The organism is Parapedobacter sp. ISTM3 (genome assembly GCF_016533505.1).
Lineage (GTDB): Bacteria > Bacteroidota > Bacteroidia > Sphingobacteriales > Sphingobacteriaceae > Parapedobacter > Parapedobacter luteus.
Genome location: NZ_JAENGN010000003.1, coordinates 430,748 through 449,901, shown reverse-complemented (window position 1 = coordinate 449,901; position 19,154 = coordinate 430,748). Strand labels below are relative to the sequence as shown.

Below are 19,154 nucleotides of genomic sequence, written 5' to 3'. Positions count from 1 at the left end.
AATGTGCAAATGAAACCGATCGACAAAATTGAACGTTTCGAGAAGATTGACTTAAGGGCTGTCCCGGCAAATCGCCCCGGCTGGATTCGAAACAATTTCCCTAAGCGGCCTGTTGTATTCGACGGAGCTGCTGGCAAACCGGCTCCTATCGGAATCAAAATCAAAGCATCATGAATCTATTCAAAAAAACCCTTCCGCCGTTAGCTGGCTCGCTCGTACTTAACCTCGTTCACGAACTCGCCAGAAACCGGGTGGAAAAAGCACCCGAAATCAACAAAATCGGCGAGGAAGCCATCGCCAACGTGTATAAGAAGGTGGGTGAGAAACCACCGACGGAAAAGAAGCGTTATGCCATGGCGATGGCCGGCGATTTGATAGCTAATACGGCTTACTACCGTATGGTAGCCGGCAAGTCAAAGACCGAGACATGGACAAAAGGATTGCTATTCGGTCTCGTCGCTGGCGTGGGCGCGCTTACCGCCACCGCGCCTTTGGGGTTGGATGATACCCCTGTGAACCGGAGTACCCGGACCAAGGCGATGACGGTGTTGTATTATACGCTTGGCGGCTTGGCTACCGCTGCGATATACCTTGCGTTAAATAAACACCGGGAGCGGCGCTGATTACATCCGCTTCTTCCTGATGCGGGACGCATACCAAAAGAGGTTGCCCTGTTGCAACCTCTTTTTGAGGGTTCTCATGCTTCATGCTGCCCTCACCGCGTTTCCGCGAACGCTTACCGTTGCTTTTTGCCCCATCGCTGCAGCAACCAGCTTACCACGAAGCTTACCGTGGCACCGATGGCGGCGAGCACGGCGGTCTTCAGCACGTCGTGCAGGCCCAGCTGGCCAAAAACGCTCAGCAGCGTACCGCCCGTGATACCGATGCCGAGCTGTTGGTTAGCTTTCATCATCGCCATCCTCCTGCTTTTTTGCCGCACCTTCCACCGCTTCCAGCATGCCGAGTGCCAGCGCCACGTACTTGGCCACGGTCAGCACCTTGGGCGGCAGCTTTACCGGTGCTGCAATTACCAGTTGGCTGGCCAGGGCCAGCGTTTCCTTAATCCGTTCGTATCGTGTCGGTTTTCCCGCTGCGGGTTGCCCGACTGTCTCTTGGTTTTCTTTCATTTTCTTATTGTTTTTTGTTTTTCGGTGATACAAAGAAGGGGTGCTGGGATGGGGTGCTGTTAGCAAGCCCAACGAAACTGTGACCCTCGCTTTGCTCACGCCACTAGGTTTCTCTTGGGTTTGCTATGCAGCTGGGAGGGGGAATTAAAAACCCTACCCCATTCAGGTTTTAGGCCTGCTGCGGAGCCAGCCTTGGAGGTCCAAGCGAAGCGCCGGAGATCCCAGCTGGCGAGCAACGGGCTAAAACCGATTCTCCCACCCATCAACTTCCACCCTACACAGGTTTTACGCCCGTTGCAGACACGACCTAGGAGACGGCAGCAAAGCGAACCGGATCCAGACGTGGAGCAACGGGCTAAAACCTATTCTCCACCACCACCCTATTATTCCCTTTCTCCATCTCCCCCACCAGCAGCGGATACACGTACTTATATGCCGCCGCCGAGTGCAGCACCTGGTAGTCGCCATCCAGCAGCTGCCAGTACGAGCCGGTGAGCGGGCAGCCCGCCGTCTGCGTGTGGTAGTTGCCGATGTGGATGAAGACCAGCTGGTAATTGGGGATTTCGGTGATTTCCACCATGCCCCGGTGCAGCTTCGGGTACTTCGGCGCGTACCGGGCATTCATTCCCGCCCAGGGATTGAGCGAGAGGCCGTACTCCCCCTCGGGGATGCAGGTGATGCCGGGGATTTTTTCCGGCCGGACGCTGTCTTCCAGCAGGTAGCAGGCAAACAGGCCGCCGATATAGAGGTGGCTGAGGGTACTGTTCTTTCCCTGCGCCACGCGGATGATTCTGATTGGTTCCATTTGTTACCGATTTGTTGATTTGCAGCAAGCGCAATACGCCTCCGCGATGGAAAAAGGCAACGGGGCCGTCCCCGCCCCGCTGCCTTGGGCTAAGCGCCCCGAGAGCCTTTAAGGCTCGTCTTCCTCCTCAGGCTCCGGAGCGGAGGCCTCACCTCCGTCTACCGTCACCGTGCCCAGGTAGAGACTATTGCAGGCGTTGCCACCCGTCTTGCTCACCATGCCGAGATAGACATGCACTTCGTCACCGGCAAAATAATCCGGCAGCTCCAGCAGCAGCTCCTCGTCGAGGCGCTCCGCACCCTGGGTATCATACTGGTATTCCGCCTTGGCGGGGTTGTATACGACCACGATGGCACGATCGCTGTGGTCGGCCTTGATCCCCCGGCGGGTATGGTCTGCCCAGGTGAAGCGCAGCAACTGACCGGACAGCACCTCCACCATCGGGTTACGCGGCCGTACGAGGTCGCCCTCGCTGATGCGTACCAAGGCCGGGTCTACCTCGAAGTCGGGATACTCCCCCACGATGGCCTGCTTGAAAATCTGCCGCACGGCCAGGTTGTACCCGCTCAGGTTTTGCTTAGCCAGCTTGCCATACCCTGCGTTAAACACGAAGCTGATCGGTTTGGCAAAGTTGACCGCACAGGCAAACCGTACGCGATGCACCAGCTGGTCCTCGGTGACAACCCTGCCCTTGGATACCCGTGGCAAGCTGCGCATGTAATCGATGCCGCGCCAGTGGGCGCCTACCACATTGCCGACTTTACCGGAGAATCCGCCTTGGATTCCCTTTCTGAAACTTCCCATGATCTTAAAAAAATTAATCGTTAAAAAACCTGCCGGCAGCGGGAAACGGCGATGCTGCCGACGTGATTTACTCCATTCTGTACCGGTACCTGTCCGTTTCCAAGGGCAAACATAGCGGGCTAATCCGCCGGCCGGAAGGCCGTGGCCGGTATTGGCCGCCGGTGGCCGCAGCATGCAGGGATTGGCCGCTGTTGCCATCTCCGCCATTTAAATTCTTTAGATGATTTGATTACCTTTGAGATGATGATCACTTCTAGGCAACAGCATTTAATCAAGGAAATAACGGCAAAGTACAATCCTTTTTTAGTGTTGATTGATTTCGATCACTGAATCAATTTATTAGATCGAACAGGCCTGGAGAGGGAATTATTCAAGGTTTGTAACCGACCATTTATGGAACTACAAAATTTCAAACTTAATTGTTATAAATTTCAAACTTGATTACCAGAAATTTCAAATTTAATTATTATAAATTTCAAAATAAACCGATATTTGTGTATTAACGAGACAGTGAATGAACGAATTAATCCCAAGAAGCTTATCGTATGAAATTAGCAAACGTAAGGATAAGTTCCCGATTTTAGCGGTTACTGGCCCACGCCAATCCGGTAAAACAACCCTATTAAAGTCACTTTTTCCGGATTACACCTATGTATCACTGGAAAACCCAGACAATCGTTCTTTTGCCGAAGACGATCCAAATGGTTTTCTTCAGCTCTATGCTGAACATGTGATACTTGATGAAGTCCAACGTGAAACGGTTGGTCAAGACACCGAAACTATATTTTTATGATACCGGTCTGATAAGTTACCTGTTGGAAATCCGGGAAAAACCAGCGTTACAAACCAATCGGCTAAAAGGGAATATCTTTGAAAACCTCATCATTTCCAATTTCCAGAAAATCAATGAGCATCACTACCAACATCGGCAATACTATTTCTGGCAGGATCATAATGGCCTGGAGGTAGACCTCCTCCTTAAAACGGCACAGGCCTTTGATGTTTATGAAATTAAGGCTACACAAACACTGACCAGCGAATTGTTCAAGGGCTTACAGCGTTTTTCGGATATCGCCCAACCTGCGAATGTCAATAAGCATCTTATCTACGGGGGTGATCAAGCGCTGGTACGCAGTAATACCAAGGTGATTGGTTGGAAGCACAACGAATAATCAAGGTCTCCGCACTACCTTGTAGCCGGAAGCCTTAAAAATTAATCGTTAAAAAACCTGCCGGCAGCGGGAAACGGCGATGCTGCCGACGTGATTTACTCCATTCTGTACCGGTACCTGTCCGTTTCCACGGGCAAACATAGCGGGCTAATCCGCCGGCCGGAAGGCCGTGGCCGGTATTGGCCGGCGGTGGCCGCAGCATGCAGGGATTGGCCGCTGTTGCCTTACACCTCCCTTACCCCTTCCCTACCCTTCGCTTACCTGAGGGGTAAGCAAAGGGTAAAGAATCGGTATGGAATGGGTATGGAATGGGTATGGAATGGGTAAAGAATCGGTAAAGAATCGGTATGGAATGGGTAAGCCAGGGGTATGGAAAGGGTAAGCCAGTAGTAAGGAAGGGGTATACAAGCGGTAAAAAAAAGGTAACCGGCCGGTAAGTGGCCGGTCGTGCAACAACCGCCGCCGCCACCGGATGAGCGGCGGGGTGTTGCGACGGAAAACAAGCGTCAGGTAACGCTGCCGTCTCTTCCGGACTGGATGATATCATCCATCAGGTAGTAGCGCATCCCGCCGATGCGCAGGGGCTTCAATATACCCTGCTCGGTATGCCGTCTCAATGTGCGATCGCTGATGCGCAGCATCATGCAGACTTCTTCAGGCAGCAGCAGCCCATGGCGGTGCGCCGGATTGCCCAGACCGGCGAGCAGCCTTTTCAGCAACTCGGCCAGCAGGTGAAGCAGTGGTACGATTTCATTGGCCAACCCGCCCCCGAATGAAGACGGTGCAGATAAGTAAGGATTCCTTGGCATAAAGACCTCCGTTTTTTAAAAGTTAAAAAAGACATGTTTCCTTTATGGTTTGGTAAATGATCCGGTTCGGTGTTGTCAGTTGTTGGGCAAATCCGCTTTTGCCCGGTTTAGCAATCGTTCAAGCAGCCGGCTTACTTTCACCCGCGCTTCGCCCGGGGCGGTGCTGTATTTCTTCCGGATACTTTCATAGGAGAGCCGTTCCTGATGCGGCGTGGCCATGTACCGGCTCAGTGCTTTGAATACCGGTTTGAGCTGCCGTACCTCTATCACGCCCTCTTCCACGAAAAGCCTCAGCAGAAATAATACTTCCACCACCGTGACAGACACCCGCAAGCAACGTTCTTCGGCGCCACCGATGACATACTGCTGCAACTCGCCCAGAAAGTGCCGGTACCACTGCCGCTGGTCTTCGTGATACATACCCGCCGCTCCCGCACTGGGAAACTCGGCTTGGCCAACCATACCATGCAAGGCCGCCCTTGCTATCAGCTGTTGCCGGCAACGCTGCTGCTGGCCATCCCAGTCGTCCAGCAGCGCCTGTACCTGCGCATTGAATGACAGCCAGGGGTCGACCTCCCGCATCCAACGCGCTTCGTTCAGGCTGTCCAGCAAGCTGAGCAGCCGTTCCACCCCATCGGCGAGCGCCGCCGTCGTCCGCATCGGCTTAGCCATCCGTACTCCTATCGCCTGGGCCGCCCGGCATCCGCCTGTTGAGGTAATGAAACAGGGCCGCCTTATAGGTACGCCCCACCGGCAGGCCTATATTGGATTGCAACCGCATGCCGTGCAGCCTATCATGCTCCACGCGCCGCATCCGGTCGAGCGCTACGATATAACTCTTATGTATCCTCAAAAACTTATTCGGGGGCAGTAATTTTTCCAATTCGCTGATGGTTATGCCGCCCTGGAACGTCGCTTCGACGGTATGTATCGCCACGTTATGCTCCTCAGCTTCGATGTAATCGATATCATCAAGCAGCAGCTGGATAAACCGTCCCTTGCCGATGCCGGGCAGTACCAGCCGCCCATCATCGAGCTGCGCCTGCTCCATGCCCAGCGCGTCTTTCCACTTCGCGCGGTCCACCGCCCTGCCGAAGCGAGCCCGGTCAAACGGTTTTGCCAGGAAATCCACCGCACCGGCATCGATACATTCCGAGCCCCTATCGGCATAAGCCGTACACACCACCACGTGTACACGCTCGCCGAGCTGCGCCAGGAGCTCCATGCCGCTGATGCCCGGCATCTCCAAATCCAGAAAAAGGAGCGATACGCCGTATCGCTTCACAAGCGCGGCGATGCCTTCCGCATCGGTGGTAGCATGCACCAGCAGCAAATCGGGCCGCCCCTGGATGTACCTCCGCATCAGCGCTATCGCCTTATCCTCATCGTCTATGACCATGCATTTCAAACGTTCCATAGGCTATTGCATAATGGTTATGGTGGAAAAAAAACAACCGTCGGCCACCCGCGTTTCAAGCCGGTGGGCGTTGGGAAAAGCCAGTTCGAGCCGCCGCCTGAGGTGTTCCAGACCGGTGCCCCATGACGGTGCGGGCGATCCGCGCTCCCTCAGCCGGTTTATGCAGGTGAGCGATACACTATCCGGATGATACCGGACGTTTACCCGCACCGTCTCCCCTTGTTTCCCATGCTTGAACGCATTTTCGAGCAGCGAGATGGTAGCCATCGGTGATATCACGTGCCCGCCCGGCGAGCCTTCAATCCGCAATGCTACCGCCTCGACACCCGGAAACCGGTACTGCTGCAGCTGGATATAGGCAGCCAGTTCCTCCAGTTCGGTGCGCATGAGTACTCGTTTTACCTGCTTGCGTGCACACATTGCCGAGTACTGCAGCACTTTAGAAAGGCAGCGGATAGCCTCCGCCATCGAGGCAGAATAGTTCAGCGCATCGGCATACAATCCGTTCAGCACGTTGAAAAGCGTATGGGAGCTAAGATGGCCCGACAGGAAGCGGTATTCATTAAGCTCACTTTCCTGCTGGGCTTTCATCCGGGCGATCTCCGCCTGGTGCTTTTCTTCCTGTGTCAGCTTGTGCCGCCTGCCGCTTTGCAGCAGCCGGATAATCACGACGATAAGCACGGCATGCAACAGCCAATGGTGGTACGTAGGCAGCATGGCCAGCACAAAACGCCTGAACCCCGCCTCCACGCCGTCGCGCACAAACTGGATATCCAGCCACGCCGTTGCCCACTGGTGCGCAAACTTATAGCCAACCCCCACCAGCAAAACGACAGCCAGCACGGCTATTGCCCCCCATTGCACGACCTTCAACAGCTGTGAGGCCCGCACCCTGGACAACCGGTAAAACAATGCAACAAGCACGTAAAACGATAGGATAATGACCAAGACCACCGCCACGACATCACGTGTGCGCCGATGAGGATAAAATTCACTGTTGTAAAATAACATTGCCATTAAATAGCTGGCCCAATAACCCAATTGCGCCAGGCAAACGATTAGTTTCTGTTTTTTACTCATAGGACAGTTTAGCTTCGGTTGTCGTAAGGTACAAAACAAAAGCTAAACCGGCAAGTCAGGCATCCACGGGCACCCCATACCAGTATTCCATCAAACTGTCATACAGCACCTTATCAATCACAACAGTTTTATAGCCGACTTTACGGATGAGGTAGTATTTCCCTTGCGCCGCAAATAACGCATAGTGCGCGGGCGTCAGTTGGCTGAGCGCAGCCTGCACATCAGGCGGCCCGGCAAACTGTTCGTCGTCCGGCATAGCGGCCGTGACACGGTGGAGGTAAGGCCAATTTTCCCACTGCGCAGGGCGGTACCGCAGTTGCTCGGCCAACGCACCATAGATGGCGGCGGTCGCCGAGGCCATGTAGCCTTCCGTCGGCCCGCCGTCTGCCACTATGGGCGGAGGCGCTATCACCTCCAAGCATTCGTTTTGCTCCCGCCTGAAGCAGAGCAGCGGATGGATGGGGACGCCCAGCCGGGCCGAAAGGAACGGCACGCCCCTGCGCACCAGCAGCTGCCGCCCCAAAAACGGCGTCGGCGTCAGATTGCCCGCCTCCACGGGTGATGCCCCCAAATCACCGTCGATGTAGATGAGCACTTGATAGCCCTGCTTCAGCAGCCTGGCCATGGCCAGTACGCCCCCCGGGCTATCGGCCTCCACGATATGCATCCGCGCCTTGCCGGGCAACCGCAGGCGTTTGTGCAAGCTGCGGAAGGCAGCGCCTTGCTTGCGTACCACCTGCCGTGATACGGCCAGGGCAAACGGTATCCGTGCATGCCCCAGCAGGTAACTGGGCAGCCGGTACGATCCCGTATGCATGGTACATACGATACCCGGCTGCTCCCGTATCCGTGCTACGAGCGCCTCCTCCCACCCTACTATCCGTATGGGCAGCTGGCCGGCAAAATAACCCTGCTCCAGCCAGGCGAGCCATTGGTTGCGTACCCACTCGCGCAATAAGGGCAAATGGCTCGCGTACGGAATATCGGGGAGAAAATTGGCCAGGTTGGCCGTGAAGAACGCAAAAAGCCGGCTCCCGCGTTCGTGCGCAAACGGATTGAAGGCCATGGTATCGTTGGTGATGGCCTCCACGGCCTGCGGATAGTCAAGGTATTTGTATTTATTGAGGGGATTCATGACCTCTCCGTTAAATGATAAAGATATCGCACTTATCGACCGGCGGCGGGTCGCCAGCCGTGAGGCTGAACAGATCATTCAGGTTGAAAAACGGCAGGATGTTGGCTACCAGCATCTGCGCAAGCTCGATTAACAGTTGAATTAAGTCCATCGTTGATTCTTATTTTCTATGCTACATCGCCGGATTTGTCTATTGTGCAGGCCCCGGCTTCTGCCTGTCCCTTTGGCCAAAGGATATCGCCGAATCGTGCCGTAAACCTGTATAAAAATGTCCATCTACGACGATTTTTTTCGTAAACGACACGTTTCTAACCACGAAATTGACTTTTCTTGCCTTTTTTTTCCGCGGCATGTCATCCGGAGTCACTCGTTTTTCGTTGCGTATTGGCTCCCCGGAGCGGGGGTACAGGCCCTTCTCCCCTGCCCTCAGCACACCCGGCGCCGGCATGTCACCCGCTGTCTCTTGACGGGTATGCAATCGACGTTTAATTTCCCCGCCGTCAAACAACCTTATGGAGCGGCTATTTACCTATTGGACCAAGCATTGCCCTGCCTTAGGAGCAGACACCCGATCGCTCGTCCGGGACCGTTCGAAGGTAAGGCGGTACGCCAAACAGCAGGTCATCAAGCTGGAGACCGAGCGCTTTCCTTTCTTCTGCATCGTGCTCTCCGGCCTCGTAGCCGGCTACCGCAGAAACAGCCATGGCAGCCCCCTGCTGTGCGAGCTCATGCAGCCGATGGACTACTTCACCGGCACGAAGCACCCCTTTACCCCGCGGCTGCGCCAGGCGGAATACACTGCGCTTGAAAAGACGGAGCTGCTGCTGCTTCCGGTAGCCGAAGCGCGCGAAGCCCAGCTGCGCCTCCCCGCTTTTGCCGAGCTGGTGCAGGTGATGAAGCAGCGCAAAATCAATTTCCTGGAGCTGCTCATTGCGCTGGACAGCGAAGACACGTGCTATGCCCGCTACTGCGTGTACATGGCGCAATATGGAAGCCAGGCGATAAGGTTGCCCGATGCGCCCCAATGGCAGCTCCTGCGCATGAGCCGGGCCTCGTTTTACCGGGCAAAGGCCAAGTACCTCCGGCATTTTGTCTCACCAGGTGAGACTTCATAAGCGGAGCATGGGCGATACTTTTGTGCATATGGAAGCAACAGGAAGAACGACCAAAAAGATAGTAGGCCATGCCATCGTAGGGTTATTGGCGCTGGCGTTTCTCTGGCGGGGCTGGATGGGTATCCGCAATTACAGCTCGGAAGTGACCAAGATGAGGGAGCAGTTTTTCCCGGAGAGCTGGGCACCCGTCATCACCGCCGCCAATACCTATTTACTGCTCACCGTTGGCTTACTGCTATCTGCCGGCTTATTCCGGAAGGCGCTGCTTCCTTACAGCCTTATGCTGGCCGTCATTACCCTCGCCGGATATGCCGTCTATTCAGAGCTGGCCCTTCTCAGCGCATTCGGCTATCGGCCCTGCGCCTGCATCGGTTGGTTTGAACATATGAAGTGGTGGCAGTTGCTGCTGTTGAACAGCGGTTTACTAATACTGACCATCATGGCCTTTTTTATGATATTCACGGAAGGAGGTTGCGAAAACAGAAATGATAATAGCCGAAGGCTTGGCATGCGGCAAGGCCGCATACGGCCGCGCCGGAACGGGACACCGGCCCGAAACGCCCCGAATCTACAGTACATTTTTATTTACTCTAAAACTTAAAATCATGCGCAAACAAGTTATCCTTGCTTTGTCCTTCGTGTTGGGACTGAGCATCCTGACCGCATCTTTTGCATTTACATTCCGGCCCGCTGCACAGAACACCTGGCATTATACGGGCAGCAATGATCCACTTCAATTCAATCAGGCTGAAAACTGGGAGCCAGGGGAATCTCCATCAACATGTGATGGCGCCCCCGTTCTTCCCTGCCAGATGAACAATGTCAATGCCGCAGACAGGACACAGCTGCAGCAGATTCTGGACGACTATCCAGAAGAAGAGATCTTTGAGATAGCAAGCGGGAAATCATCATAGGTCGCAGGAAGGTTGTGTTGGGATGGGATTGCCGGGGATACCCGACAATCCCTTTTTAATGTTAGCGCCTGTTCTGGGGGATCCCCGAAAGTGCGATGACATCTTCCGGAATGGCAAGTGCATACCGCGGGTCGTTCGGAGGTAGCCTGAAGATCTCGTCACCGTATACCCGTTCCAATACGATCTCCGCCCCCTCCTGATTTAACCGTTTGATATCCTGCCAACGCAGGCCGCGCCTTATCAATTCTTTCCTTCGTTCGGTCAGCACAGTTTCCAGCGCTCCCTGTGGATTTTCGGCCGTGATCGGCTTGTATTCTCCGGGTTTCCAACGGGTGATCAGCAAGGCATTGAGCACATCCATTCCCTCGTCCAGCATGCCCTGCCTAATCAAACATTCCGCTTTTATCAGGTACATCTCATCAACTGCCAACCCATTGAAGATGGTCTGCAAGCCCGAATAATTCCCTTTAAAGCTGATGGTTCCATCGGGCTCCTGAGCGAAAAAAACCTGTTTCCGCAAGTCATTATCCGCATAGCGTTCATACCATTCACCGGCTACACGGGCCTGGGTCCTGATCATCGTATTAGGTGCGGCTATCGCCAGAAAGATAATTTCATCGTTTAATGGCCAGGGAAACGGAAGCGCCGCCGTTGCATCCAATTCACTGTAATTAATTAACCGATGCTGGAGCTGCAAGCACGAATCTGCGTATAGGCCTGCCATTGGGTAGTCCCTCATGTACAGGTACGTTCTGGCCAGCAACCCGTACGCCATCGCTTTTGTGGGGCGCGCAGCATTGATGTTTGTAATGGGGAGCAGCGAAGCGGCTAACTTTGCGTCTACTAAAATCCGCTGGTAGGTTTCCGAAAGGGTGGCACGCACAGTAGGCTCATTGAAATCAGGATTTGTCCGCAACGGTATTCCGAGTTCTGCATTTGCACTCCCCTCGTCGTATGCCACTCCCCAAAGCGATACCCCCTCCAGGTAACGGAATGCACGGAGCGCCAGCGCCTGTCCTTTGACATTGTCCCACGTCTGCTGGTTTGCCGGTGTCCGGGGAATGCCTTCAAGGAATTGCAGCACCGAAGAGCAATGGTAAATCCCCTGATACGTAACCAACCAATCATTATTTCCCGTAGGCGCGAAAATATAGTCCGGCTGCCAGGTATGCATACGCCGCAAATCCTCCGCAAGCGAGTGATACACCTCCCGCGTCAATACGTAATCATCAGCCGAAACCTCGCCCGACGCACAGTAACTGTTGTTCCGGTAGGTGGGATTATCCAGCAGGGCCTGCAAATCTGCCAATGTGCCGGGAACGACCAACGTGCCATCTGATTTCTCTTCCAGAAATGAATCGCACCCCATGAAAACAAGGCCCATCAGCACCGGGAAAATTTTTTGTATACAATTTAAGTTCTTCATATCGCTTTTGTTTTAATTGATTGATAAACGCACGCCCAAAGCATATGATGTGGGTGTGACCAAGGCATTCATGCCCACGAAGTCCGGATCCAATCCCTCGCCGTTTGCCCGCCAGAGTATGCCCACGTTATTCACATTGAAATACAACTGCGCATCATTTATGTGCAACCTGCTTTGCTGCCCCTTTGAAAAGCGTAGCCGGTAAGCGGCCTGTATGTATTGCAGCCGGACATGATCTCCCCGCTCGATAAGGGGTTCCGAGCCGAGATAAAACAAGTCCCGCGAGCTGTTGGCCGGATAAACCATCGAGGGGACGTTGGTGTGCATTTCATCACCGGGCTGCTGCCATCGCTGCGCAAAGTCACGATGGGCGTTTTGCCAATTCGAAAACAACGTGGAATACCTTATCGACGGCCGACGGAAGAAATAACCGAATTTGTACACCAAGCTGAAATTGACGGAAAACTGCCTATAGGATAACGTGTTCGTAAAGTTACCGAACCACGTTGGGATGGCCGAGCCGTGGTATACCAGATCATCCACGGACGCAGCGCTTCCGGTCAGGAGGTTGTAGCTTTTGCTCGGCTCACCATCGACATACCCCATGGGATCCCCTGTCTCGGCATCGAGGCCAGCCCAGCGGTACGAAAAGATGGCGTTTACCGGCCTGCCTTCTACGGCCAGTACGCCGGTAGTACCACCTACAGCACTCACAATGGAACCCACCGACGTGGTGGCCGGAATGTTGCTGACCACTTTATCCTGATAATAGCTGAGTTTCAAATCGCTTTGCCACCGGACGGCCGCATCGATATTAAGGCTGCTGAGCTGCAAGTCAAACCCACGTCCCACCATGCTGCTCACATTTTTGGTGACGGTACGCCCCACTCCTGCCGTATAGTCCACCAATGCCCTGCCGAACAAGTCGGTTCCTTTCTTTTCGAAATATTCGAATGAGCCGCTTAGCCTGCGGCTGGCCGTCGCGAAATCCAGGCCGACGTTGAGCATGGCAGAGGTTTCCCAGCGTAGCTGCGGGTTGTAATAATTGTCAAACCGAGCCGTCGGTGCCAGGGTCGTTACATCCTGGCCGCTATAGGCGATTGTCGTGGTCGCTACCATAGCCGGATCAATATTGCCCGAACGGCCGTACGTACCACGCAAGCGCAGGTGCGGCAGCCAAGCCAGGGTGTAGAACGGCTCACCGGATACGTTCCACGCACCGCCTACCGACCAAAAGAGGTTCCATTGATCATTCGTTGATAACCCGAACAGGTTGGAGGCATCACGCCTGGCACTTGCCGACAGCGTGTATCGGTCTTTGAAAATATATGCCCCGTTTGCAAATGCCGAAATGAAGCGCGTAACCCGCCTGCTGAAGTATCCGGGATTGTGAATGAACGTGGGCGAACCGTTTACGTAGTTGGGGTAGGTCAGCCGGTAATCAACCGTTCCGAACGTCAAGATATCATCATTATACCCGTACGTGCGGTAGGCATTGCCCTCGGTGCCCGCATGCCGTATCTCGGTCCCGGCAAGTGCCGAGACCTGATGATCCCGCCAGCCATGGTTGACCCGTACTTTTCCCCTAGCCTGGTGCGATCGCAGCCCGCTGGTAGACAGGTCCAAGATATCGCCCAGAGGAATAGGCCGTTGCACCTGGCCTTCAGCGTCTATTTGCGAAACGTAGTTGATCATATTGCGGGTGTAGTAACTTTCCAGCCCATACAAGGTGCGTCCGTCATTATCCTGCTGCTCATACTGGTATTCGATTTCCGAAGCAAGCCATGGCGTGATGTTGAAAGACAGCTGGGTGGTGGCCACAACGTCGCTCAGGGCGGACGTATTGTCTATGTGCTTGTATTCTTCAAGCGGGTAATAGCTCCAATCGAGCAATTGCCCAGCGGCGTTCGTTTCATCAATAAACAGCTGGCGGTACTGCTTGGTGAGCGGCAGTGGGTTGCCATGTTGGTCTGCAAGCTGCGCATAGGGGTACATCCTGCCGTCCAGCACGGTAACGTCGCCCAGTCCATCCCTTCCCCGCTTATTTTCTGCCAGCGTGTAGCGCAGTCCGGTCGTTATCTCAAACCATGCAGCGGGTCTGTACCGGTTCTGTAGGCGGAGATTCACCCGCTGATAATCGGCCGAAAGGTTGTCCCTATTGCGATCAAAGCCCGCCGTGGCCACCCAGGCCACTTGTCCGGTACCCCCTTCGAAGTTCAGGGCGTACTGCTGGTTGACCATTGGCCGGTAGACGTAGCGCGAAAAATCGTCCCGTACGTCCAGCCGCCCCAACGCGTTGATCCGGCCGTCTATCTCAGCCGCTTCCGCCGTGCTGGCGCTTTCACGCTTAATCAAGAGCTCCACCACCGGCGAAAGTGCCGGTTTGGCGTTTGAATTGATACTGCCGTTGTAATACCCCTGCTGAAATAGCATTCGCTCCACATCGATGAAATCGGCAGATGCCATCTGCGGCACATAGGAAAGATCAGGCTTATGACCAACGGTGGCGTTAGCCTGCACACCGATGCGGACGGGCTGACCGTACCGGCCCTGTCTGGTACGTATCACGACGACGCCATTTGCCGCCCGCGCGCCCCAGATGGAAGCCGCCGCGGCATCTTTGAGCACCGTAATATCCTCCACATCGTTTGGATTGATATTATTGAGGTCTCCCTCATAAGGAAAATTATCCACGATGATAAGCGGCTCGGTAGGTCCGCTAAGCGTACCCAGGCCACGTATCAACGGCTGTGCCGCACGGCCACCCCTTCTTTCGACCATGTATCCGCTCGTGACGGCCTCCAGCCGGCTGAGCACGTCCGTGCTGACCTGCCGGTTGAACGTTGTGTGGTCGATATGGGAGAAAGCACCTGTGCTGCGTTCCTTCGGGATGCGCTCGTATCCGGTGGATACAAGTACCTCATCTATGGTTTGCTCAATGGGCTGCAGAGCTATCACGATAGCCTCAGCGTCCGAATTGGTGATTGCGACGCTGTCCGTGAGGTATCCCATGTAGCTGGCGACCAGGAACGAAGCATTGCCCGCCACCAACAGGGAAAAACGGCCCTCACGGTCGGTGGTCGTCGCTCCACCGCCGGGCACCAGTTTCACGGACGCGCCTTCGAGTGGCAAATTTCCGGAGGCCGATTGCACAACGCCTGAAAGGCGCTGTTGTGCATACAGCGTAGAGAATACAGGTATGGTAAGCACAAAGAATAAAAAACGTTTCATTTAAGTGTAGATTAATGGTTAGGTGAATGGTCTCGGATGATAAACATCGGTATCGTACGCCTGGCTTTTTCGAGAACCAGACCGTAGCGGCCCAAGTGCTCGTTCAACGTTTCGACGGACACCAGCGCGGGCAACTCGATATCCACCGGCGCGGCATAGCCCGTCTCGTCAAGCACCACATGGTGCAGCTGGTCAAAGGCATTGAGGAAAACAACCAGCGCCTTCAACGGACGGTTGGTCAATCGTATGGGTGCGCCGACCTTCAACTGCCCTTCCGGACGTGCGCCTTTGGTGGCCAGCCTGTCTACGATGCCGGTGCGCCGCAATACGAGGCAGTCCATGGTGCGGTCTTCGATGCTGCCATGAAAATCCGTATGCCTGTTGAGGTCATCCAGCATCAACCGGTACAATGCCCCTGCCCTTTCGGGTAGCACATTGATGTCATACGAGTAGGTGTCATCAACATGGCCCGGTTTATCCGAATCAATAACAAGGCCTGCCGAGTCCCTTACGTCAAGGACAACGCGGTTTGACGTATAGGTTTGCCCGGCTTGCTCAAGCAACGGCCTGGCAGCGCTTGTAAATAAGCTGTAAAGCGAGCGGTTGGTAAGCGCCCGGCCGGTGAGCACCCCATCGGTTCTGCGGTACAAGCTTTCGCTGCCGATGCCGTAGTAGCGCCCCCGGTGGAGGACGGCGTAATACTGTAGCCCCTGCATCTGGAAGTCATCCGCGAGAAATAAGGGTTTGCTGACGTCCAAATCCCTTTTTTGAGCCATATCTACCTCCACGTCAGCCAGCGCAGCGTAGATGTTTGCCGCAGTGAGCTGGTCCGTACTGGTAAATGCGTACACGCTGCCGCCGGGATTAATCCAAACATAATGCGGGATTAACCGGTGGGGAAAATAGGTTGCGAGCAAACTATCTTTCACAACGGATGGCCATGAAATGGCTGACGGCTTGATATGTTCCTCGGTGACCCTGATGACCTCCAGCTCCGGTATAGATTGACGAAGTGAATCCAATTTTGGAAAAGCTTTCAGGCAAGCGCTGCACCATGTAGCCCAAAAATCGAGGATAATCAGCTTGCCCCGGTAATCATTGAGCGTGGTGGTGTCCTTCCCTTCGGGGTGGTTTACCACCTGCAGCGGCAGGTGCCAGAGGGATTCGGGGATGGTATCGCCGATTTGAAGTGGCTTAATGTCTGCTACTGCCGTAGCAGGACCCGGCTTAGTACCGGGCGCCTGCCCGCGGACCTGCAAACATAAACCCGCCGACCATAACAGTACCGCCATCCCCAAAGCGAGGCCCAGCCCGTAGCGGGCTGGGGCCTTCGCAAGGGTACAAACACATGATTCTTCGGGATTTCTTCGGCTGCACTCTTTCCACTCCAAGCCTTCATCTACCTTACCACGGAGCTCAAAAAAGGTTTGCTCATTTTTGTTGGCCGACACACGCCTTGAGTGAGGCTCTCCCAAGGTTGCACTGTGGTCCCCGTAAGTCTCCAAACAGGCGCGAAGGCGGTTCCTGTCGAACGGCATCCGGGGCCATTTAACACCAAATTGCTTTCGTCTATGTTGTTTATTGTTGGTTTCGAAAAGGGCATAACTACCCCTTACGCATGGTTTTTGCTTCATTTTTTGTTTGATCTGGGTGTAAGAAGAAATTGAATTGATCCATTCTTAACACCAACTCAAACGGGGTTTTTCGCAATATTTTTAAAAAGGTTAGACGTGGAAATCTCCCACGCTTTGGACACCAAACAACCATTATCCCCCCTATCTCGAATACGTTGGATGGGGTCAGACTCTATCGTTCTTTTCTTTGGTTTCATTGGCCTGTCTATTCAACAAGCCTTGCTTAGGTGAGACTCCAAAAATAGGTGTGGGGCCTGCATCCCGTAGCTCCATAGATTTCTCAGGTCTTACGTCTCTACGAGTTTAAGCAGAACCCCACACTTATCAGTATATGTGCAAAAGTAGACATAAATCTGTAAGTGTTGGGGCATTGATTCTGCTTCTTGCAGAGACGACCTGAGATTGGAGCTGCAAGGCTTTATTAATGCCGTAATAAATAGTCGAATAGCAACTGTTCGCAATCAACTGTATAACAACAATGCAAACATATAAAATAGTTCTTAAAAATGCAACTATTTGCACTTTTCAAAATCATTTATGCTGCCACTTTAGGCACATGAAAGAGTTTAACAAGGAATTGACAAGAGAAAATATATTTCTTTTATTATACTATAGTGGACTAACGGACGAACAATTTTCGAATATTTTGAGTATATCGTTAAGGTGGCTTCGCTACATAAAGAGTGGCAAATACGATTTTAAAATTGAAGAAATCGAAAGAGCTGCAAAATTCTTTAATCGGTCTTTTAACTCTATTACATCGAAGTCATTGACCATACCAAAGAATTTGCGGAGTTTATTAATAGACATTCACAAAAACAATACCGAATACCTAACGCCGCTATTAGCTAATCCGACGATACCCTACGCAATAGAATTTCAGCTATTGGAAGCCCCAGAGTTCAAAAACGATGCCCTTGAAGTCAAGCAGATCAGTAAGATATTTGAAAAGGCTGGCTGGAAGTTTAAAAGTTCTTCAATTTCAAATGCCTTGAAGCAAATGAGCAATCTTATAGTGTCGGAACCGCACCCAACTAAAGGTGGCACTAATGTATATTCGAGGAAAAATAAATAGTATTCTTCATTCCATTCCGAATACGGAGACAGAAAATTATCGACCGCCAACTATTATAACAATTCAACAACATGAATAAACGAGGCTTAAGTGACCTCCTCCCAATTTCCGAGTCATGCTAAAGTAGAGAACTCGGCCCTATTGACCTGATTTTCTATGAACATTTCTTCTTCCAGTTGTAGAGCGTCGCCTCGCTGATGCCCATCTTCCGGCATACCTCCTCCACCTTCGTGCCCGTCTCGCTCTGCTTGATCGCAAAGGCGATCTGCGCCTCGGTGAACTTCGATTTCTTCATGGATACTCCTCCCGTTTAAAATTAGTGATTTAATCCCCGAATCTCTAATTCTGAATGATCCAGTTTTCAGGGGGGGGCGTCATTTTGTAATCTTCCCTGAATTCAGCTACGCGCACAATTGAAAATCCAACGTTGCGGTATACGCATAAAAGCGGCAAAATGCAAAGCCCCGAAACGGGGAGAATCGGGGCTTGCTAACTAACCAATTATAAACCTAAATTATGAAAAGACAAATATTACTAACTGACTATATAACGCATTCTCGCCCCGCTTTGTTACAGCAGGACTGTTAAGATATGTTAAAAAGACAATAGCGTGATAAAAAGAAACCCGTTACCTGAAAGATAACGGGAATCCGCCCCAATGGGGTTAGGGGCTATCAACCTAAACCTAGGACGAAGATAAGAATTATCTCACCAAACTCAAAACCCATCCGACCATTTCCGCCCAATCAGCGCCATACGATGGCTTCCAAGCCATTACGGAAAACCGTAATGTAACACTATTTAAAATCATAACCTTTGGATTTGGGCTTCGCTCCTTGGAATACGACTATTTAAAATTGGCTAATGAGCCGTTGATGTTGTTGATTTAGGGGGAATATCGGATGTGTAGCCGCTTCCCCTATTTAAAGTTTGGATTTTATTATATTAGTTTTTAACTTTAGCGAAACCAATCGTGACTTGGGCCTGAAGTAAGTGGATTTTTTGGTTAAAGCAAAGCAATAAATTGAATATTGGTTTGGACATGCGCATTCCGGATTATTGGGCAATTACGGTTATCCAAAACACGCATTGCGCATTTTGGATAACCGTAACGTGTTAAACAATATAAACTTGCAATATAGGAAACAACCCAACACACTGATTAACAACACTATACAAGACACAATCAAACAGAGAGAATTACGTGTATTTACTAGATGTGACGCAATCCGCTACGCTCCTTGCGTCACATCGTGCCGGCGGCTTTCACCGCCTGATGCACTCAGTCGCTGCGCGGACTTCGTACATCAAGCGGTTTTGCAAAATTCCGGTCCTAGAGCTGCGCTCTGACCGAAACTTCGCAAAGCCGCCGGCACGTTATAGCCAATGCAAAGTGACACCAAACCGAAT

At 52.8% G+C, this 19,154-nt stretch carries 22 protein-coding genes and 1 pseudogene; 8 read left to right on the top strand and 15 right to left on the bottom strand.

The window, feature by feature from the left end:
* The first annotated feature begins 170 nt into the window (after positions 1-170).
* Positions 171-623 carry a hypothetical protein gene (locus tag JHJ32_RS06915; protein WP_079716929.1) on the top strand — a complete coding sequence of 151 codons (453 nt, stop codon included), beginning with the start codon at positions 171-173 and terminating at the stop codon, positions 621-623.
* A 113-nt stretch (positions 624-736) separates the two neighbouring features.
* Here JHJ32_RS06915 and JHJ32_RS06910 read toward each other — a convergent pair whose 3' ends face one another.
* The 4 genes from JHJ32_RS06910 to JHJ32_RS06895 all read right to left on the bottom strand — a co-directional run bounded on the left by JHJ32_RS06910 (position 737) and on the right by JHJ32_RS06895 (position 2,934).
* Positions 737-913, bottom strand: coding sequence for a hypothetical protein (locus tag JHJ32_RS06910; RefSeq protein WP_176146168.1), 177 nt, complete (start codon positions 911-913; stop codon positions 737-739).
* Positions 900-1,127 carry a hypothetical protein gene (locus tag JHJ32_RS06905; protein WP_079716930.1) on the bottom strand — a complete coding sequence of 76 codons (228 nt, stop codon included), beginning with the start codon at positions 1,125-1,127 and terminating at the stop codon, positions 900-902. The genes JHJ32_RS06910 and JHJ32_RS06905 overlap by 14 nt, the downstream gene beginning before the upstream one ends.
* Before the next feature lie 355 nt (positions 1,128-1,482).
* On the bottom strand, positions 1,483-1,932 hold the full coding sequence (locus JHJ32_RS06900) for a DUF5675 family protein (protein ID WP_079716931.1): 450 nt from the start codon (positions 1,930-1,932) through the stop codon (positions 1,483-1,485).
* 108 nt (positions 1,933-2,040) lie between these two features.
* A complete protein-coding gene (locus JHJ32_RS06895) occupies positions 2,041-2,934 on the bottom strand; it encodes a DUF6266 family protein (RefSeq protein WP_139378644.1) in 894 nt (297 codons plus the stop codon).
* Positions 2,935-3,250: 316 nt separating this feature from the next.
* Here JHJ32_RS06895 and JHJ32_RS22805 point away from each other — a divergent pair, with 316 nt between their 5' ends.
* The 3 genes from JHJ32_RS22805 (at position 3,251) to JHJ32_RS06885 (ending at position 4,235) form a co-directional block, all read left to right on the top strand.
* The gene (locus JHJ32_RS22805) at positions 3,251-3,529 is read left to right on the top strand and encodes an AAA family ATPase (RefSeq protein ID WP_233632518.1); all 279 of its coding nucleotides are present in this window, start codon (positions 3,251-3,253) and stop codon (positions 3,527-3,529) included.
* Positions 3,477-3,908, top strand: coding sequence for a DUF4143 domain-containing protein (locus tag JHJ32_RS06890; protein WP_233632517.1), 432 nt, complete (start codon positions 3,477-3,479; stop codon positions 3,906-3,908). Before JHJ32_RS22805 ends, JHJ32_RS06890 begins: the two co-directional genes overlap by 53 nt.
* Before the next feature lie 90 nt (positions 3,909-3,998).
* The gene (locus JHJ32_RS06885) at positions 3,999-4,235 is read left to right on the top strand and encodes a hypothetical protein (RefSeq protein ID WP_200120430.1); all 237 of its coding nucleotides are present in this window, start codon (positions 3,999-4,001) and stop codon (positions 4,233-4,235) included.
* A gap of 179 nt (positions 4,236-4,414) precedes the next feature.
* Here JHJ32_RS06885 and JHJ32_RS06880 read toward each other — a convergent pair whose 3' ends face one another.
* The 7 genes from JHJ32_RS06880 to JHJ32_RS06850 form a co-directional block, all read right to left on the bottom strand.
* Complete coding sequence (locus tag JHJ32_RS06880) at positions 4,415-4,717, bottom strand: helix-turn-helix domain-containing protein (protein WP_079716934.1); 303 nt, start codon at positions 4,715-4,717, stop codon at positions 4,415-4,417.
* Positions 4,718-4,792: 75 nt separating this feature from the next.
* Positions 4,793-5,389 carry a hypothetical protein gene (locus tag JHJ32_RS06875; protein ID WP_200120429.1) on the bottom strand — a complete coding sequence of 199 codons (597 nt, stop codon included), beginning with the start codon at positions 5,387-5,389 and terminating at the stop codon, positions 4,793-4,795.
* Positions 5,382-6,134, bottom strand: a complete 753-nt coding sequence (locus JHJ32_RS06870) for a LytTR family DNA-binding domain-containing protein (protein WP_079716936.1) — start codon at positions 6,132-6,134, stop codon at positions 5,382-5,384. Before JHJ32_RS06870 ends, JHJ32_RS06875 begins: the two co-directional genes overlap by 8 nt.
* A 3-nt stretch (positions 6,135-6,137) precedes the next feature.
* Entirely contained in the window at positions 6,138-7,214 is a 1,077-nt protein-coding gene (locus tag JHJ32_RS06865) for a sensor histidine kinase (protein ID WP_200120428.1), read from the bottom strand.
* 55 nt (positions 7,215-7,269) lie between these two features.
* Complete coding sequence (locus tag JHJ32_RS06860; RefSeq protein WP_200120427.1) at positions 7,270-8,349, bottom strand: hypothetical protein; 1,080 nt, start codon at positions 8,347-8,349, stop codon at positions 7,270-7,272.
* A gap of 10 nt (positions 8,350-8,359) precedes the next feature.
* A complete protein-coding gene (locus JHJ32_RS06855) occupies positions 8,360-8,500 on the bottom strand; it encodes a hypothetical protein (RefSeq protein ID WP_176146169.1) in 141 nt (46 codons plus the stop codon).
* A gap of 39 nt (positions 8,501-8,539) precedes the next feature.
* The gene (locus JHJ32_RS06850; protein ID WP_200120426.1) at positions 8,540-8,827 is read right to left on the bottom strand and encodes a hypothetical protein; all 288 of its coding nucleotides are present in this window, start codon (positions 8,825-8,827) and stop codon (positions 8,540-8,542) included.
* Between the two features lie 34 nt (positions 8,828-8,861).
* Between JHJ32_RS06850 and JHJ32_RS23135 the strand changes: the two genes are divergently transcribed.
* From JHJ32_RS23135 to JHJ32_RS06835, 3 genes are read left to right on the top strand one after another with little or no spacing between them, the layout of a single operon-like run.
* A complete protein-coding gene (locus tag JHJ32_RS23135) occupies positions 8,862-9,464 on the top strand; it encodes a cyclic nucleotide-binding domain-containing protein (RefSeq protein ID WP_200120425.1) in 603 nt (200 codons plus the stop codon).
* Between the two features lie 28 nt (positions 9,465-9,492).
* On the top strand, positions 9,493-10,065 hold the full coding sequence (locus tag JHJ32_RS06840; RefSeq protein ID WP_200120424.1) for a MauE/DoxX family redox-associated membrane protein: 573 nt from the start codon (positions 9,493-9,495) through the stop codon (positions 10,063-10,065).
* Between the two features lie 4 nt (positions 10,066-10,069).
* Positions 10,070-10,378 (top strand): hypothetical protein, encoded by a 309-nt coding sequence (locus JHJ32_RS06835; protein WP_200120423.1) that lies wholly within the window; start codon positions 10,070-10,072, stop codon positions 10,376-10,378.
* A gap of 61 nt (positions 10,379-10,439) precedes the next feature.
* Here JHJ32_RS06835 and JHJ32_RS06830 read toward each other — a convergent pair whose 3' ends face one another.
* The 3 genes from JHJ32_RS06830 to JHJ32_RS06820 are packed head-to-tail and all read right to left on the bottom strand — an operon-like array spanning position 10,440 to position 16,573.
* Complete coding sequence (locus JHJ32_RS06830) at positions 10,440-11,804, bottom strand: RagB/SusD family nutrient uptake outer membrane protein (protein ID WP_200120422.1); 1,365 nt, start codon at positions 11,802-11,804, stop codon at positions 10,440-10,442.
* Positions 11,805-11,816: 12 nt separating this feature from the next.
* Positions 11,817-15,035, bottom strand: coding sequence for a SusC/RagA family TonB-linked outer membrane protein (locus JHJ32_RS06825; RefSeq protein WP_200120421.1), 3,219 nt, complete (start codon positions 15,033-15,035; stop codon positions 11,817-11,819).
* Positions 15,036-15,046: 11 nt separating this feature from the next.
* The gene (locus JHJ32_RS06820; RefSeq protein WP_200120420.1) at positions 15,047-16,573 is read right to left on the bottom strand and encodes a TlpA disulfide reductase family protein; all 1,527 of its coding nucleotides are present in this window, start codon (positions 16,571-16,573) and stop codon (positions 15,047-15,049) included.
* A gap of 652 nt (positions 16,574-17,225) precedes the next feature.
* Here JHJ32_RS06820 and JHJ32_RS06815 point away from each other — a divergent pair.
* Positions 17,226-17,744, top strand: a complete 519-nt coding sequence (locus JHJ32_RS06815; RefSeq protein WP_200120419.1) for a hypothetical protein — start codon at positions 17,226-17,228, stop codon at positions 17,742-17,744.
* Between the two features lie 163 nt (positions 17,745-17,907).
* Here JHJ32_RS06815 and JHJ32_RS06810 read toward each other — a convergent pair.
* Positions 17,908-18,039, bottom strand: a pseudogene (locus tag JHJ32_RS06810) (transposase); the annotation flags it as partial.
* Positions 18,040-19,154 lie beyond the last annotated feature (1,115 nt).